At 57.4% G+C, this 15,135-nt stretch carries 7 protein-coding genes and 2 pseudogenes; 6 read left to right on the top strand and 3 right to left on the bottom strand.

Annotated elements, in window-relative coordinates; all coding sequences use genetic code 11:
- The 5 genes and pseudogenes from sucC to EOA86_RS03780 form a co-directional block, all read left to right on the top strand.
- Window positions 1–436, top strand: a pseudogene (gene sucC / locus EOA86_RS03800) (succinate--CoA ligase subunit beta); the annotation flags it as partial.
- A 12-nt stretch (window positions 437–448) separates the two neighbouring features.
- Window positions 449–1,348: a succinate--CoA ligase subunit alpha gene (gene sucD, locus EOA86_RS03795; RefSeq protein ID WP_091598602.1), complete on the top strand. Its 900-nt coding sequence runs from the start codon at window positions 449–451 to the stop codon at window positions 1,346–1,348.
- Between the two features lie 718 nt (window positions 1,349–2,066).
- Entirely contained in the window at window positions 2,067–3,248 is a 1,182-nt protein-coding gene (locus tag EOA86_RS03790) for a Xaa-Pro peptidase family protein (protein ID WP_091598598.1), read from the top strand.
- 1,261 nt (window positions 3,249–4,509) lie between these two features.
- Window positions 4,510–6,984 carry an FAD-dependent oxidoreductase gene (locus EOA86_RS03785; RefSeq protein ID WP_091598592.1) on the top strand — a complete coding sequence of 825 codons (2,475 nt, stop codon included), beginning with the start codon at window positions 4,510–4,512 and terminating at the stop codon, window positions 6,982–6,984.
- Between the two features lie 196 nt (window positions 6,985–7,180).
- Window positions 7,181–8,641 carry an aspartate ammonia-lyase gene (locus EOA86_RS03780; RefSeq protein WP_091598589.1) on the top strand — a complete coding sequence of 487 codons (1,461 nt, stop codon included), beginning with the start codon at window positions 7,181–7,183 and terminating at the stop codon, window positions 8,639–8,641.
- 260 nt (window positions 8,642–8,901) lie between these two features.
- Here EOA86_RS03780 and purF read toward each other — a convergent pair.
- From purF to EOA86_RS03765, 3 genes and pseudogenes are all read right to left on the bottom strand, one after another.
- A pseudogene (gene purF / locus EOA86_RS03775) lies at window positions 8,902–10,369 on the bottom strand (amidophosphoribosyltransferase).
- 276 nt (window positions 10,370–10,645) lie between these two features.
- The gene (locus tag EOA86_RS03770; RefSeq protein WP_091598585.1) at window positions 10,646–11,791 is read right to left on the bottom strand and encodes a M20 family metallopeptidase; all 1,146 of its coding nucleotides are present in this window, start codon (window positions 11,789–11,791) and stop codon (window positions 10,646–10,648) included.
- A gap of 38 nt (window positions 11,792–11,829) precedes the next feature.
- Window positions 11,830–13,014 (bottom strand): aminotransferase class V-fold PLP-dependent enzyme, encoded by a 1,185-nt coding sequence (locus tag EOA86_RS03765; protein WP_244529130.1) that lies wholly within the window; start codon window positions 13,012–13,014, stop codon window positions 11,830–11,832.
- 290 nt (window positions 13,015–13,304) lie between these two features.
- Here EOA86_RS03765 and EOA86_RS03760 point away from each other — a divergent pair, with 290 nt between their 5' ends.
- On the top strand, window positions 13,305–13,766 hold the full coding sequence (locus EOA86_RS03760) for an Lrp/AsnC family transcriptional regulator (protein WP_091598579.1): 462 nt from the start codon (window positions 13,305–13,307) through the stop codon (window positions 13,764–13,766).
- Window positions 13,767–15,135 lie beyond the last annotated feature (1,369 nt).

The following is a 15,135-nucleotide window of genomic DNA, read 5'->3' as shown; positions in this document are numbered from 1 at the left end:
TTCCTATGTCGGGCTGGACGGCAATATCGGCTGCATCATCAATGGCGCCGGCCTCGCCATGGCGACGATGGACATGATCAAGATCGCCGGCGGCGAGCCGGCAAACTTCCTCGACATCGGCGGCGGCGCCTCGCCCGAGCGGGTTGCGAAATCGTTCCGCGCCGTACTTGGTGACAAGAATGTCGAGACCATCCTCGTCAACATCTTCGCCGGCATCAATCGCTGTGACTGGGTCGCCGAGGGCGTTGTCAAGGCAATCCGCGAAGTCGGCGTCAACGTGCCGTTGGTGGTGCGGTTGGCCGGCACCAAGGTCGAGGAAGGGCGCCGCATCCTGGCCGATTCCGGCGAGGCGGTGATCGTGGCCGACACACTGGCCGAAGCCGCCGAAAAAGCCGTCGCCGCCTGGCGCGCGGTGTCACTGAAAAAAGCAGGCTGAGGGGAGGAAAGAATGGCAATTCTGCTTAACCGGGACACCCGCGTAATCGTACAGGGATTTACGGGCAAGATCGGCAGTTTTCACGCCGAGGACATGAAGCGTTACGGCACTAATGTGGTCGGCGGCGTCACACCCGGTAAGGGCGGCCAGACACATCTCGGCCTGCCGGTGTTCAACACCGTCAAGGACGCGGCGCGCGAGACCGGGGCCGATGCGAGCATCGTCTTCGTGCCGCCGCCTTTCGCTGCGGATTCGATCATGGAAGCGGCAGACGCCGGCATCAGATTCTGCGTCTGCATCACCGACGGCATCCCGTCGCAGGACATGATGCGGGTGAAGCGCTACATGCGCCGCTACCGCTACGAAGTCCGGCTGCGGCTGATCGGACCCAATTGCGCCGGCATCATCACGCCCGGCCAGGCTCTGATGGGCATCATGCCGGGGTCGATCTACCTACCCGGGCGTGTCGGCATTGTTGGGCGCTCCGGAACCCTGGGCTACGAGGCAGCGTCGCAGATGAAGGCGATGGGCGTCGGGGTCTCGACCAGCGTCGGCATCGGCGGCGATCCTATCAACGGCTCGTCCTTCCGTGACATCCTCGAACTGTTCGAAAACGATGACGGTACGGATGCCGTGGTGATGATCGGCGAAATCGGCGGTTCGCAGGAAGCGGAAGCCGCACTCTGGGCGCGCGACAACACGAAGAAGCCGCTGATCGCCTACATCGCCGGCCTTTCCGCGCCGAAGGGCCGCCGCATGGGCCATGCCGGTGCAATCATCTCCGCCTTCGGCGAGTCTGCTCAAGAGAAGGTCGAGATCCTCAAGGAAGCTGGCGTCATCATCGTGCCGACGCCGGCTTCGTTCGGCGAGGTCGTGGCCGGCGTAATGGCCGATCGGACGAAGGCAGCATAGCGCAACATTCCGGTCAATTTTGAGGACCGGGTAAAAAGCCGCTTCGTCGCTTTGTGTCCAAGACGACGAAGCTTGCAAAGGCGCTTCGGACAAATGATGTCGCGGCCCGCGTCTAGCGAGCGCCAAGTTGCGGGGCGTCTTTAGCAGATTGAACAGTGCATAAATGAAACCACGTAGTTGTGGGTCAGCACGTCACCGCTACCAGTATGCCAAGCGGGCTCTGGCATGGGGGAGGCGTAGTAGCTCGGTATTGGGATGCTAAATCGGGGATTGTCTCCGCCGCCAATACCCTACAGGGGGCCATGCGCAACGCCGCTTTGCCTAGGCGGTTTCACGACGGCCTTCGGGCAGGATATTTGCACGGCCGTGGTCCGTCCCAGGTGGTCCATCTGATCTGGATGACGCCAGCTTGCCTGTAGTGCAGCGTTCTCCAGAAGAGCCCCGCCCTCGGCGTCGCTCTTCCGTGGATCAAGCGGCGGGTCACATTTCCACCGTGGTCCGGCTATCAAAAGGCCGCAGCGCTGCGGACACGCGGCGAGCCCCTTTCCCAAGGGGAGGTGAAGCTGCGCACGGAGCCCAAATAACGCAGGTTTTCTGCGATTGGCCGAAGAGGTCCGCGCGAAGCAGGCCTCTGAAGCATGCTAGGTTTGGAACCAGCACGGATTGGGCGGGAATGCTTTGTCCGGTCAGCCAACCTAGGTTTAGAGGACGATTACAAATGGACTTTGAGAAACCCTTTCAGCCGGCGGAGTATCGACGCCGTATCCAAGACGTGAAGAGACGGATGGAGGAAGCAGGATTCGACCTGCTAATCTGCCAAGACCCCGCAAATATGTGCTGGCTGACCGGCTATGACGCTTGGTCCTTCTACACGCCACAAGTGGTTCTATTGCACCTAAAATCGGACACGCCGATTTGGATAGGGCGACTGGTCGACGTGAACGGCGCTCGTGCCACGACGGACTTGCCTGCTGACAACATTATCAATTTTTCCGACGACCGACTTCATCATGTGGAGCTGCATCCCTACGACGAAGTCAGCGAAATCATAAAATCCCGCGGTTGGGGATCTGATCGCATAGGGGTCGAGCTCGATGCGCATTTTTATACAGCGCGGGCGCATCAGCACCTTGTCAACGGCCTTCCAAATGCAAAGTTCTCTGACAGCCGCGGCCTCGTTAATTGGGCCCGACTGGTCAAATCCGACGCTGAACTCGTCTACATGAGGGAAGCGGGTCGGATTGTCAGCCACACCATGCGCCAGGCGATCAATAATCTGAAGCCAGGAGTTCCTGAATACGAAATCGTCGCTCAGATTTATGCTGATCAGACCAGAGGCGTTGATGGGAAATACGGTGATTATACAAGCCTCTGTCCATTGATACAGGTTGACGAGAAGACGAACGCTCCACACCTCACATGGTCGGACAAGCCCCTGCCCAAGTCGGGGCTGGTCCTCCTGGAGATTGGAGCGGCCAGGCGCCATTATCACGCGCCTCTGACGCGTACGGTCTACATGGGAAAGCCACCTAAGGAGGCTCAACACCTCGCTAATGCAATCATCGAAGGTGGCGACGCTGTTCTAGAAATGGCAAAGCCGGGTGTAATCGTCGACGAACTGAACACCGTCTGGCTGAGCGTTCTGAACCGCCACGGGTACGTCAAAAAAGGCCGTTCCGGCTACTCAATCGGCATGAATTTTCCGCCAGACTGGGGCGAGCGCACTGTGAGCATTCGCGCCGGCGAAAAGACCGTGCTCCAGGCTGGCATGTGCTTCCATTTCCAATCAGGAGTGAGGCCTCCTGCCTTCGGAGCCGCAATCTCGGAGTCGTTTGTTGTTACCGAAAAGGGTGGCGAGCGGCTAGCCGACGTCGCACGAGAGTTGATAGTCGTAGACTAGCTGAAAGCTTTTAGGCAGCCGGATTGGGAAGGTGGCCGAAGTGCTTCGCTTCCCAATCCGTTAACTTTTCATCTTACCCGGAAGAGCGCTGAGTTTACCTGTCGGGCAACTATCAGTATTCCGGCCACTCATAACCCATTCAATGCCACAGATCTTTCGCAATCGACGCGAGATCGTGCCCACGGAAGGGTGTAGCTGAGGACTTGGTCGCCGCGCGCTCTGGCATGCAGCCGGCGTATCAGCCCACAGCCGGCAGGCCCATAAGCGGATCATGGCTCATCTGGCCTAACAAGCTCCTTCATCGCTATGAGCAGGAGCAGCGCACCTGCGAGGCGGACTATGGCATCTCCTTGGAGAAGAAGCCGCCGACCATTGTCTTCCGCTTGATCTAGCCGGTGAGCCGATCGTTGGCACTATGCAGCTTCGCGCGGCAGCCGTGATGGCGCTGAGGACTTCACCGGATCTGGTCAGCAGCGGCCGCTATTAGTCGTTCCGCCAACCTCCCGCACGACTGCGGTCAGCGTCTTTAAGAGGGAAGTAGGAGCCCTCCGCAGCTTGGGATGCGCAAGCTCGAGGGTGCCGACGCGCGTCTCACAGTCGCGCTCGGGACAGCCGTGGCACTGGGCAAGCGCGGGTTCTTTTCGCCGGAGGGCGGTCGGTGGGCGGCGTTCGCCTTCAGCTTCCTCGGCCGCTCGGCGGCAAAGGCGACCACGTCGCGCAGGACATGGGGGTTGGGGTCTTCTCTCGGGGCATGCCTAGGTCATCATTTTGTTGGCTGTCGATGGTTTCCTCGAGCAGTTTGTGTCGGCAACCTACATGATGCAGCCGCAATCCACTCGCTAGCCACAGCGCTATCGAGGGACCAGCCGCGAAGGACGCGGCCATCGCCTGAGCTCGTGTAGGCGCGCGACCCAGCCGTGGGTCAAGGGCCGCTATCTGAGAGACGGCGCAGTTTACCATCTGGGTGCTCGGACACGCTTTGGAAGTGTTCGCAATCGGACCAACCCTGATTCATCAGCGCCGCCCGTTCTCCCGCGCAATAATTCAGCGCCCAACCGAAGAATACGCAGAACGACACCGCTTTTGCGGCACAATTAGCGCGATCTACGCGAGCTTCGCCCCTTAGTCTGCTGGAAAGTGACTGACTCATGATCATAAGGCCGGAAATGGCGCGGAAGCGGCCCGCATAAGCTCAAGATGGCCGAACTCGTCGAAACACCTTGCCGCTGCCAGTTCCGAGTGAAACCGAACAAGGATACATATGATTACGAATCCGCCTTTCCGTCCTCGTGAAACAGCGACTCGCCACCACGAGATCGTCATAGTTGGTGGAGGGATCGCGGGAGCAAGTGTTGCCTTTCACCTTGCAAGGAACGGTAAGAAGGACGTCGCACTCTTGGAGCGCAACAGTCTTACGTCCGGTACAACTTGGCACGCTGCGGGTTTGATCATGCAGACGCGTGGGACACACGCACTGACGGAGATCGCAAAATACAATGCTGAACTTTACTCCGCGCTGGAGGCCGAGACTGGCCAAGCTACCGGATTCAAGCGAAATGGCACGCTTGGGGTCGCCAGAACCAAGGAACGCCTATACGAAACTGCACGCAACGCCTCGATCGCCAAAAGTTTTGGCCTTGAGGCCAACATGATCTCGCCTAGCGAGGCGAAAAAACTCTATCCAGCGCTCAACGCGTCAATCATCGAAGGCGCAGTCTTTATCCCTGGTGACGGCCAAACCAATCCTGTCGACACATGCATGGCGTTAGCTCTTGGCGCCAAAAAGAACGGCGTAAAAATTTCCGAAAACGCAGAAGTCACAGACCTCTGGCGTACCGCAGACGGACGCTACCAAGTTCGGACTAACGACGGAGTTGTTGAAGCTGAAATTCTCGTGCTTGCGTGTGGGCTTTGGACCAGAGAACTTGCGTCAAAGTTAGGTGCACGAATTCCGATATACGCGGCAGAGCACTTTTATGTAGTGACCGAAGCCATGGATTTTGTGACGCCCACCTTGCCAGTGCTACGCGACACCGACGGGCATGTGTATCTGAAGGAAGATACAGGAAAGCTCTTGGTTGGTGCCTTCGAGCCTTGGGGAAAACCTTTGCCGATGGGGAAGCTTCCGAAGGAAACGGCGTACATCGAGCTTCCTGAGGACTGGGATCACTTTGAGCTACCGATGACCAAAGCGATAGAGATTGTTCCTGATCTTGCGAACTGCGGCATTGCAAAGTTTTTCAATGGTCCTGAAAGTTTCACCCCTGACCTTCTGTTCATGATTGGTGAAGTTCCTGGATCGAAAAATCTTTTCGTTTCGACAGGTTATAATTCAGAGGGCATTGAATACGGCGCGGGAGCCGGACGAGCTCTGGCAGAGTGGATCATTGCCGGTGAGCCTCAGATGGATATCAGCTTCGTGGATGTCGCCCGTTTCCATCCCTTCCAGATCAATAAACGATATTTGCACGATCGCACAGCCGAAGTGTTGGGTCTTCACTATAAGATGCACTGGCCGGCTTACCAGTCTGAGACATCCCGAGGTGTCCGCAAAAGCGCTCTTCACGACCGGTGGGCGAGGCTTGGAGCTAGCTTTGGCGAAGGAATGGGATGGGAGCGTCCCATGTGGTTCGCGGGGGAGGGGGAATCGACTAAAAACGTCTACTCCTACGACGAGCCGAACTGGTTCAAATATACCAGTCAGGAGTGCAAGGCTGCCCGCAACAATGCCATCTTGTTGGACCAAAGCTCTTTCGGCAAACACTTGGTTCACGGTCGCGATGCGTGCCGTTTCCTTCAGTGGCTTTGCGCCGGCAACGTGGATGTACCTGTGGGAAAGCTGGTATACACCCACATGCTCAATGAAAAGGGCGGGATAGAGACGGACATCACTGTAAACCGATTGTCGCAGACAGAGTTCCTAATCATCTCGTCAGCGACCGTCCATCCTCGGGATAAGGCCTGGATAACAAAACACATTACTGACGAATGGAATGTCACGGTCACCGATCTCACGTCTGGGTACGCGGTCCTGTCATTGCAAGGCCCGCGATCGCGCGAGATCCTATCGCAGGTAACCGACACAGATCTGGCGAATTCGGCGTTCCCATTCGCTACCAGTCAGGAAATCGATATCGGATATGCTCGTGTGATAGCCAACAGGCTGACTTATGTCGGAGAACTTGGCTGGGAGCTTCATATTCCAACCGAGATGGCACAGCACGTGTTTGATGTTGTTTGGGAGGCCGGCCAAGCGTATGGCCTCAAGGCTGCAGGGTACCACGCGCTTGAACATCTGCGGTCCGAGCGCGCCTACCGAGAATACCAGCTCGATCTAACACCAGTTGATACGTTGCTTGAAGCGGGGTTAGGATTTACAGTGGACTGGAATAAAGAAGGCGGCTTTATAGGAAAAGACGCGTTGACGTCCCAGAAAAATTCCGGACCGCTTAAAAAACGACTGGTATCATTCAAGCTTCGCGATCCGAAGCCTGTCCTCTTTCATGAAGAGCTTATCCGCTGTGACGGGAGGATTGTCGGATATATTTCGTCCGGCGTGAAGAGCTTTACGATCGGAACGTCAATCGGAATGGGATATGTAAACCACCCCGCTGGTGTCACGAAGGACCTGATTGAAAACAGTCGATGGGAAATCGAGATCGCCGGCAAACTCTATGAATGCGACGCGTCGCTCCGGGCGTTTTTCGATCCAAACGGCGATCGGGCTAAACAATAGGGCGCCACCATGGAGGCGCAGCGAGCTGGTTCTCTTCTGTCCCCGGAGGGATCCGCTCCGCAACTACTTCGAAGCCCGGAGGCCCACTTTTCCTTGTGGGGACCGCTCGGCCCGCGGAGCTATGACGAGGCTTCGATGAGCTCCGAGTTGGAGGCTTCCAACTGACATGCGCCTCCGAGCCAACTGCGCCAGCGCAATGACTGAGGTAATCGTGGTGACGAAGGCTCCAGAAATAGAGCGCATCGAGAAAGATCCGCTTGGCCCTGTAAGCATCCCGGTCGATGCCTATTATGGCCCGCAAACGGCTCGGGGCATTGCTAACTTCCCGATTTCTGGTATCCGGATCAGCCATTTTCCGAACTTCATCAAGTCGCTTGCCTACGTGAAAATGGCAGCGGCACGCGCCAACGCGGTGCTCGGCGATCTGGACAAGCAAAAGGCCGATGTCATCTGCCAGGTCTGCGAAGAAATCGCGGCCGGCAGGCATCTCAGCCATTTCCCGCTCGATGTGTTTCAAGGCGGCGCAGGCACCTCGACCAACATGAACATCAATGAAGTGATCGCCAATCGCGGCTTGGAGATCATGGGACTGCCACGCGGACAATACGACCAACTGCACCCCAATAACGACGTCAACTTCGCCCAATCGACAAACGATGTTTATCCGACAGCGATCCGTCTTGCGATCCTTCTTTCACGCGGGGCATTGCAACGAGCTTTGGAGCAACTCGCGACTGAGTTGGAGGGCAAGTCGGAAGCCTTTTCGGACGTGATCAAACTGGGCCGCACGCAGTTGCAAGACGCAGTTCCGATGACGCTTGGCCAGGAGTTTCAGGCTTTCGCGACGACGCTGCGGGAAGATGTGGCCCGTCTCGGTGAGATTGGCGCTTTCTTCCATGAAATCAATCTCGGTGGCACGGCGATTGGCACCGGCATCAATACGAACCCCGGCTATCAGGCGGCAGCTGTCGCCGAGTTGCGCGCGATTTCCGGCCTGCCCGTTATCCCGGCCGGAAATCTGATCGAAGCCTGCTGGGATACCGGTGCCTTCGTGCTCTTCTCGGGAATGCTGAAGCGGACGGCCACGAAACTCTCGAAGATATGCAACGATCTGCGGCTGCTTTCCAGCGGCCCGCGTGGGGGGCTGAACGAAATCAATTTGCCAGCGCTTCAGCCCGGCTCCTCGATCATGCCCGGAAAGGTCAATCCTGTAGTGCCGGAGGTGGTCAATCAGGTCGCCTTTCAGATCATCGGTTACGATCTCACGATCACACTCGCCTCCGAAGCGGGACAGCTGCAGCTGAACGTCATGGAGCCGGTGATCGCCTACAATTTACTGCACTCGCTTGAGCTTCTCACCAATGCCGTCGATGTTCTGCGCACGAAGTGCGTCGTGGGCATTACCGCCAATGCAGAGACTTGCCGCAGGCATCTCGAAGCCAGCACCGCCGTGGCAACAGCTCTGACGCCCGCGATCGGGTATGATCGGGCGGCGGAGCTTGCAAAGTTAGTCTTGTCCTCCGGTAAAACGATCCGCGAAGTCCTGGCCGAGCAGCCGGACCTTTCGGAGGAGCTCATCGCACAGGCCGCCGATCCGCACCTTTTGACCCGCCCCATGCCATCGCGACCGGCTTCACAACAGCGGGCCGAAGATTGATCGACTGATCTGCGCAGCGGCGCTGTGCCCGGACACCGACGCTGCATCTGTCGGCGCGCCGTGTTCGAACATACGGACCAGGGATCGCTCAGAGGTGGTGCGGTCGAAGGACTCTTCCGCAGTAAGCCCGCAGAATGGTTCCGGCCGAGTTCAACGTTACCAGGCCAGGTTGCCCTTTGGCTGACCACCCTTCACCTTCCGAGCAGCAGTGCTTCGGGGTTCATACCGACCACGAAGCCGCTCCACCTGGCTAGCCAGATTCACTGTCCGCCTGCGGCGAAAGCCGACAGAGCCCGGACGTTGTCAGCGCCTTTGGTCGGGTAGGCGGGTCGGATACTCGGCAGTGAAGCAGGCGTCGCAGAATTGAGGCTGTTTGTTCTCACGGGCCGTTTCGCCGAGAGCTCGATAAAGCCCGTCGATCGACAGGAAGCCAAGCGAATCGACACGGATAAATTTGGCCATTTCCTCGATCGACATGCGCGACGCTAAAAGTTTCGCCGTCTCGGGCGTGTCGACGCCGTAGAAGCATGAGGAGCGTGTCGGCGGCGAAGCAACGCGCATATGAACTTCCTTCGCGCCGGCATCGCGCAGCAACTGTACGATCTTCTGGCTGGTTGTGCCTCGCACTACGGAATCGTCGACCAGCACGATCCGCTTATCCTCGATCATCCGGCGATTGGCATTGTGCTTCAGCTTGACGCCCATGTGGCGGATGGAATCCGTCGGCTGGATGAAGGTGCGGCCTACATAGTGGTTGCGGATGATGCCGAGCTCGAAGGGCAGGCCGGCGGCTTGGGCGAAGCCGATCGCGGCCGGCGTGCCGCCGTCGGGCACAGGCACTACGATATCGGCATCGACCGGGTTCTCGATGGCGAGCTCGGCGCCAATCTTCTTCCGCACTTCATAGACGTTGCGGCCCTAGACCGACGAATCCGGACGAGAGAAATAGACATACTCGAAAATGCAGGACCGCGGTTTCTGCGTTTCGAGCGGGAACAGGCTCTCCACTCCCTCAGCGGTGACGATGACCATCTCGCCAGGCTTGAGGTCTCGAACAAAGCGCGCACCGATGATGTCGAGCGCGCAGGTCTCTGAGGCCAGGATCCAGGCGCCGTCAAGTTCGCCTAGTACCAGCGGCCGGATCCCGAGCGCGTCGCGGCAGCCGATCATTTTTGTGGGGGAGAGCGCTACCAATGAGAATGCGCCCTCCAGTTGGCGAACCGCATCTATGAAGCGCGAAATGACGTCCTTCCCGCTGCTGGTTGCGATGAGATGCAGGATCGTTTCGGCGTCGGAGGTCGACGAGAAGATCGAACCCTGCTTCTGCAGCGTACGCTGCAGCGTCATCGCATTGGTGATGTTGCCGTTGTGGGCGATGGCAAAGCCGCCGTCGGCCAACTCGGCGAAGAAAGGCTGTACGTTGCTCAGCCCGGGTCCGCCCGCGGTGGCGTAGCGGGTGTGGCCGATGGCGCGCGTGCCCTTCAGCCGGTCGAGGACCGGCTGCTTGGTAAAGGTGTCGCCGATCAGGCCGACATGACGTTCGACGTGGAACTGCGTGCCGTCATAGGAGACAATGCCCGCCGCCTCCTGGCCCCGGTGCTGCAGGGCATGCAAGCCGAGGGTTACGATAGTGGCCGCATCCAAGGGGCCAAAGACACCGAATATGCCGCATTCATCATGAAAATGATCATCGGCCTCCGCAGAGAAGAGTTTATCTGCCTCAAACATTTGTCATGGTCATTATCGGAAGCCCAAGATCAGGTAAGCTGTCGTCTTCGCCTGGATCGGACCATGAGGCCGCGGATGTCAGCTGCGAAGCCCCCAGCCGATATCCGTCCCAATGCGCCAGCCTCTTGCTGCATCGAGGTCAGAGATGATCATCCGGCAACGGCGGGATCAAATCTAAGTGGCTTGGTAGGGCTTGAAATCTACCGTAAGGCACGTGGTCCCGCGAAGCCGAAGTCATCGCGGGGTCCTATTCTTGCGTGATTGTGCCAGTGGTCGCTAGTAGGTAAGCATGATCTTTTGGTAGATGTCGACCGCTTTGGCCAATTGATCAATCTCCACGTACTCATTGGCAGTATGGGCCTGATCAATACTCCCAGGTCCAAGAATAACGCAGGGAATACCTCCCAACGACAGCTGACTCGCATCCGTCCCATATGGAACTCCGCGGTGCTGGCCCGTTCCGGCAACTTCAGCACAGGCCTTTGCCGCCACCGCGGCGATTTTTGTGGCTTCCGCACTCGGGGGAGCTGGATCTTCCAGAGCGGGTAGCAGCGAGCGCACCTTGATCTTATCGGGACCCTGGCGCAGGCCCTCCAGGATGTTTTCTACCTCCTGGAGCGCGTCCGCCGGTCGCTCTCCCGGTATGAGCCGCCGGTCGATCCACACCCGGCAGGATGGCGGTACCGTCGCCAATTCCGCACCCCCTTCGATGAGCGTGATCGTGAGGGTCGGGGGGCTGACCAGGGGGTGCACGCGTTGGGACAGAGTCTCATTAATCTTGTCGAGCGCCAAGATAACCTTGGCCATTCCTGTGATCGCGTTCACTCCGAGATGGGGCTTGGAGCTGTGAGCGGGCACACCCTCCACTTCAACCTGCCAGCGGACCGATCCTTTATGTGCAACGACAAGCTCCAAGTCAGTGGGCTCACCGACCACTGCGGCCTCGTAGGATACACCTGATTGAGCGATTTTTCGCGCCCCCTTCTTTCGGTATTCTTCGTCGACGCTTGCACCTAGGACAATCGTGTATCGTGGCTTACGGTCCCCCAGGGTGCTAAGAGCCATGAGCATTGCCGCGAGCGGGCCCTTATCGTCACAACTTCCTCGCCCATAAATCCGATCATCCCGTTCGTCCGGCGAAAAAGGATCTGCCTCCCAATTATCAACCGGCACCGTGTCCATGTGGGATATGAACAGGACACGCTTGTCGGGCTCCTGCCCAGGAACCCAGGTGAAGAAGTTGGCGCGGCCGTCGGTGACTTCCTGATACTCAAAGGGCAGATTACGCTCTCGGCAAAAGGCCTCGAGGAACTCAGCGACCTTTTGTTCACCGCTCCCCTTTGCCGACGCTGAAGGGTTGATGCTCTCAATTTTTATGAGTTGTTTGAGAAGCTCTACCGTTTGTGTGCTGATGGACGACATGAATACTCCTATCCCTCCTTGAGAACGCAAGCTTGCGGCTATGCCAGCCAGTTCTTTGCCAGGCCGACAACTCGGTCAGCCTCGTCTGCTGTGTTGTATAAATGTAGCGAGAAGCGCAGCATTCCCCGGCGTGCTGAGACGATCACCTGGTTTTTCAATAAATGCTCGTGCAGCGACTGAATGCGGCTATCGGCTTTTCCCGAACTAGGTGCTGGATCTCCGAGAGCAACAATACTTCCGGTGTGATCCCCTGGCGTTCCGCCGCAGACCGGGAGCCCGAGGTCTAGGAGGCCCGACGCCAGTCGCCTTGCAACCGATGTAACGCTTTGTTCAATGGCGGGCGTGCCGATTTCCATCAGCTGTCCGATGGATGCGTGGACCGCTATGACGCCGGGAAAATTGAAATGGCCAATCTCAAAACGGGGCGCGCCGGCGCGCAATTTTACCGAATCGAATATTGGAGCCGACTCTGGTGCGTCGCCCAAATCGACACTAAAGCGGGCGAGGTAGGCAGGGCTTAGGCGATCCGCCCATTCCCGGCGGCAATATAGAAATCCCAACCCATAGAGGCCCATCAACCCCTTGTAAGATGAAGCCACCAAACCGTCGACGCCAAGCAGTTTGACATCGGTATGGAGGATGCCAACTGATTGGGAGGCGTCGGCCAAAAGAAAGGCGCCAAGACGCTTGCAAGCCTCGGCTATCGGCTCCATCACTGTCTTGAAACCTGGCACCATTGTGACAGTCGATACTGTAACGATACGGGTGCGCGAGTCGATTTGATCGATAGTAGCGTCGCACGGGATTGCGCCGTTATCAGATTCTACAATCCGCAGCTCAACTCCGTGCTTGTCCCTGAGTTGAAGCCAAGGAAGGATGTTGTTTGCGTGCTCCAATTGGCGGCACAGGACAACATTGTCTCCGGGCTTCCAAGGAATCGCGTTTCCGATTATGTTAATGCCTTCCGATGCATTCTTCGTAACAGCGATTTCGTCCTTTTCGGCCCCAATAAATTGAGCAAATCTGGAGCGTGTTTGCTCGACAAGCTGCATCATTCCTTCTTCGTCATTCAAGCCGTTTAGTCGATTATCAAGGTGCTGATCCATGGACGTACGGGTGGTTCTGGATATGAGCCCCTGATTTGCAACATCCATGTAAATGGCGCTTTGGGTGGCTGGAAATTCCTGCCGGAGGACGTCCAAAGGAAGAAAATGGCTTGTCATGCTCGTCATCAGATCCGTGTTACGTGGGTAAAGAGCGCAAAATCTACTCGGGACGCCCATTTCTGCAGTTGTGGCAACGAAATGCCTTGATTGAGAAGCCGTCGAGCTACCGTTGCGGGCGATCATACCATTCGGCCGAATTTAATAAGACAAGAGGTTCACCACGGGAGGCACATGCCTTTCGCTGATCGGATCATTTTATGGCTTGATCCTTGTGGAACTCAGGCTAATATCGTGTGAGCCAAGCAGTTTTTCTGCGCAAACCTCTCCTTTTTTGCAGTGATCGTGAAATGGACCTGGATCGAGTTGATCGCAAGCTTCTCAACGCAGTGCAGCGCGACAATCGCCTGACGACGGCTGAATTGGGCGAACTTGCGGGCCTTTCTGCGACCGCTTGTCAGCGGCGACTGAAGCGACTGCGTGATGAAGGTGTGATCGAGGCTGACGTTGCCATAGTCTCGCCACAAGCCGTGGGTCGTCCCATGCTCATGCTGGCGTCGATCAGTCTCGAGCGTGAGCGGGTAGATATCATTGATAGATTCAAGCAGGCGGTTCGGCGCACGCCTGAGATCATGAGTGCGTACTATGTGACGGGTGAAGCCGACTTCCTTCTGCTGATCTCTGTCCGGGACATGGCCGAGTATGAGGCATTTACCCGCCGATTTTTTCATGAGTCTGATATCAAAGCAGTCAAGACGATGGTCGTAATGGATCGGATAAAGGCGTCATTGGCTCTGCCTATTGAAGAATAATGCAGTATGCGAACCGCGTCAAATATTGCGCTGACACTTTGCGTTTCAATCGCATATACTTGAGAACGATTCGCGGTTCGTCTGGTGGTAATGCGATGTAGGGGGCGGTGAAGTGCGTCTTTTTCGACGTACTGGATGAAATAAAAAGCTTGGCACCACTGCGCATTCGCGGACGTGAGGCATACAATAGAGCGGATCGTTGGATTTATCGGCGATCATGTGCCTATCCGCTTAAAAACGTCGGTTTGACGCTGGTAGAGTCACAAGGAACGATCCGCACGGGAATATCAAAGCGGACCTGGCGCGGCAGTTTTGCTGAGGAAAGGCAAACGCTGATCAAGGCATTTGTCCTAGAACGTTAAGGCGACGTCCCCGCGTGGATGAGGATGGCGATTTGCTTGGCCCGTTAGCGCGAGATCTGCCTGGGAGCGCACACAGGCGATCACCGAAGGCCTGACGGCCGACACGCTGGGCGACCCAGATATAGCGGCAGCTGAGGACGAGGGGGCGTCTTATCTTGAAGGCTTCCCCTCGCTTCCGCCCCTTTGCCCTTCTGCCATCGTCACGGAACGAGGACAAATAGCGGGCCCGTAAGATCCAGACCTCGCCGTCGATGCGATCGGGTCGAAGTTTGTCGCGAGCTGTTCGCGAAACGCCGATTTCCTGCGTTTGCCTTCGGACAATCGAACAAGGCGGCCAATCTGCGGCTGCTATATTCGCGATGAGGGCTTGGATCGGTTCTACCCCAAAAGTATCAAAGCCGCCCTGACGCGGCCAGTTCTGCTGAGGAAATGCCGGCAGAGTTATGATTATTCGGGTCCGATGCCAAGCGAAGAGGAATACATCAACGGATGGTGGAAAGGCACCCGCGCCTCTGGGCGAAGCAGGGAGATATCATAGGCGCCCTATACCCGATGGACTCGTTGACGGCCGAGGCCATTGATATCCGCGCGCCTGGCACATGCATCGTATACGATCCCCCGAAGGAGTAGCGCTCATTGCGCGACCGCTAAGTCGCTGAAAAAGGGACGGCTGCTTCGACCGCCCTTGGGCCAGCGGTGCACCACCCGCAGACTGCCTCTTTATTAGACTTCAAGCCATCCGGCAGCCTTTAATTGGCCCGATGCGCGGTCGCAGAACTTTTCCGCCGCGTTTGTGCGAAAGGAAATTGCCCGCGCACTGGATAGCAGAAGCCGTGCTCAAATTGTCAGCCCTCACGGGTCTGCAGTTCATGGACCCAGACGACGGAATCGCAGTTGACAGATAGCGATGCGCCGGCACGGCAGCGCGTCGCACTCGCGCTCAAGCCCCGCGGCCAAGGTTCCACAGTAAATAAGCGGCCGTGTCCGTGGGATAGGGGTCTATGGGG

The organism is Mesorhizobium sp. M5C.F.Ca.IN.020.32.2.1, from assembly GCF_004023105.1.
Classification (GTDB): domain Bacteria; phylum Pseudomonadota; class Alphaproteobacteria; order Rhizobiales; family Rhizobiaceae; genus Mesorhizobium; species Mesorhizobium wenxiniae.
The sequence above is the reverse complement of the archived record's forward strand: the minus strand, read 5'-3'. Positions and strand labels throughout refer to the sequence as shown.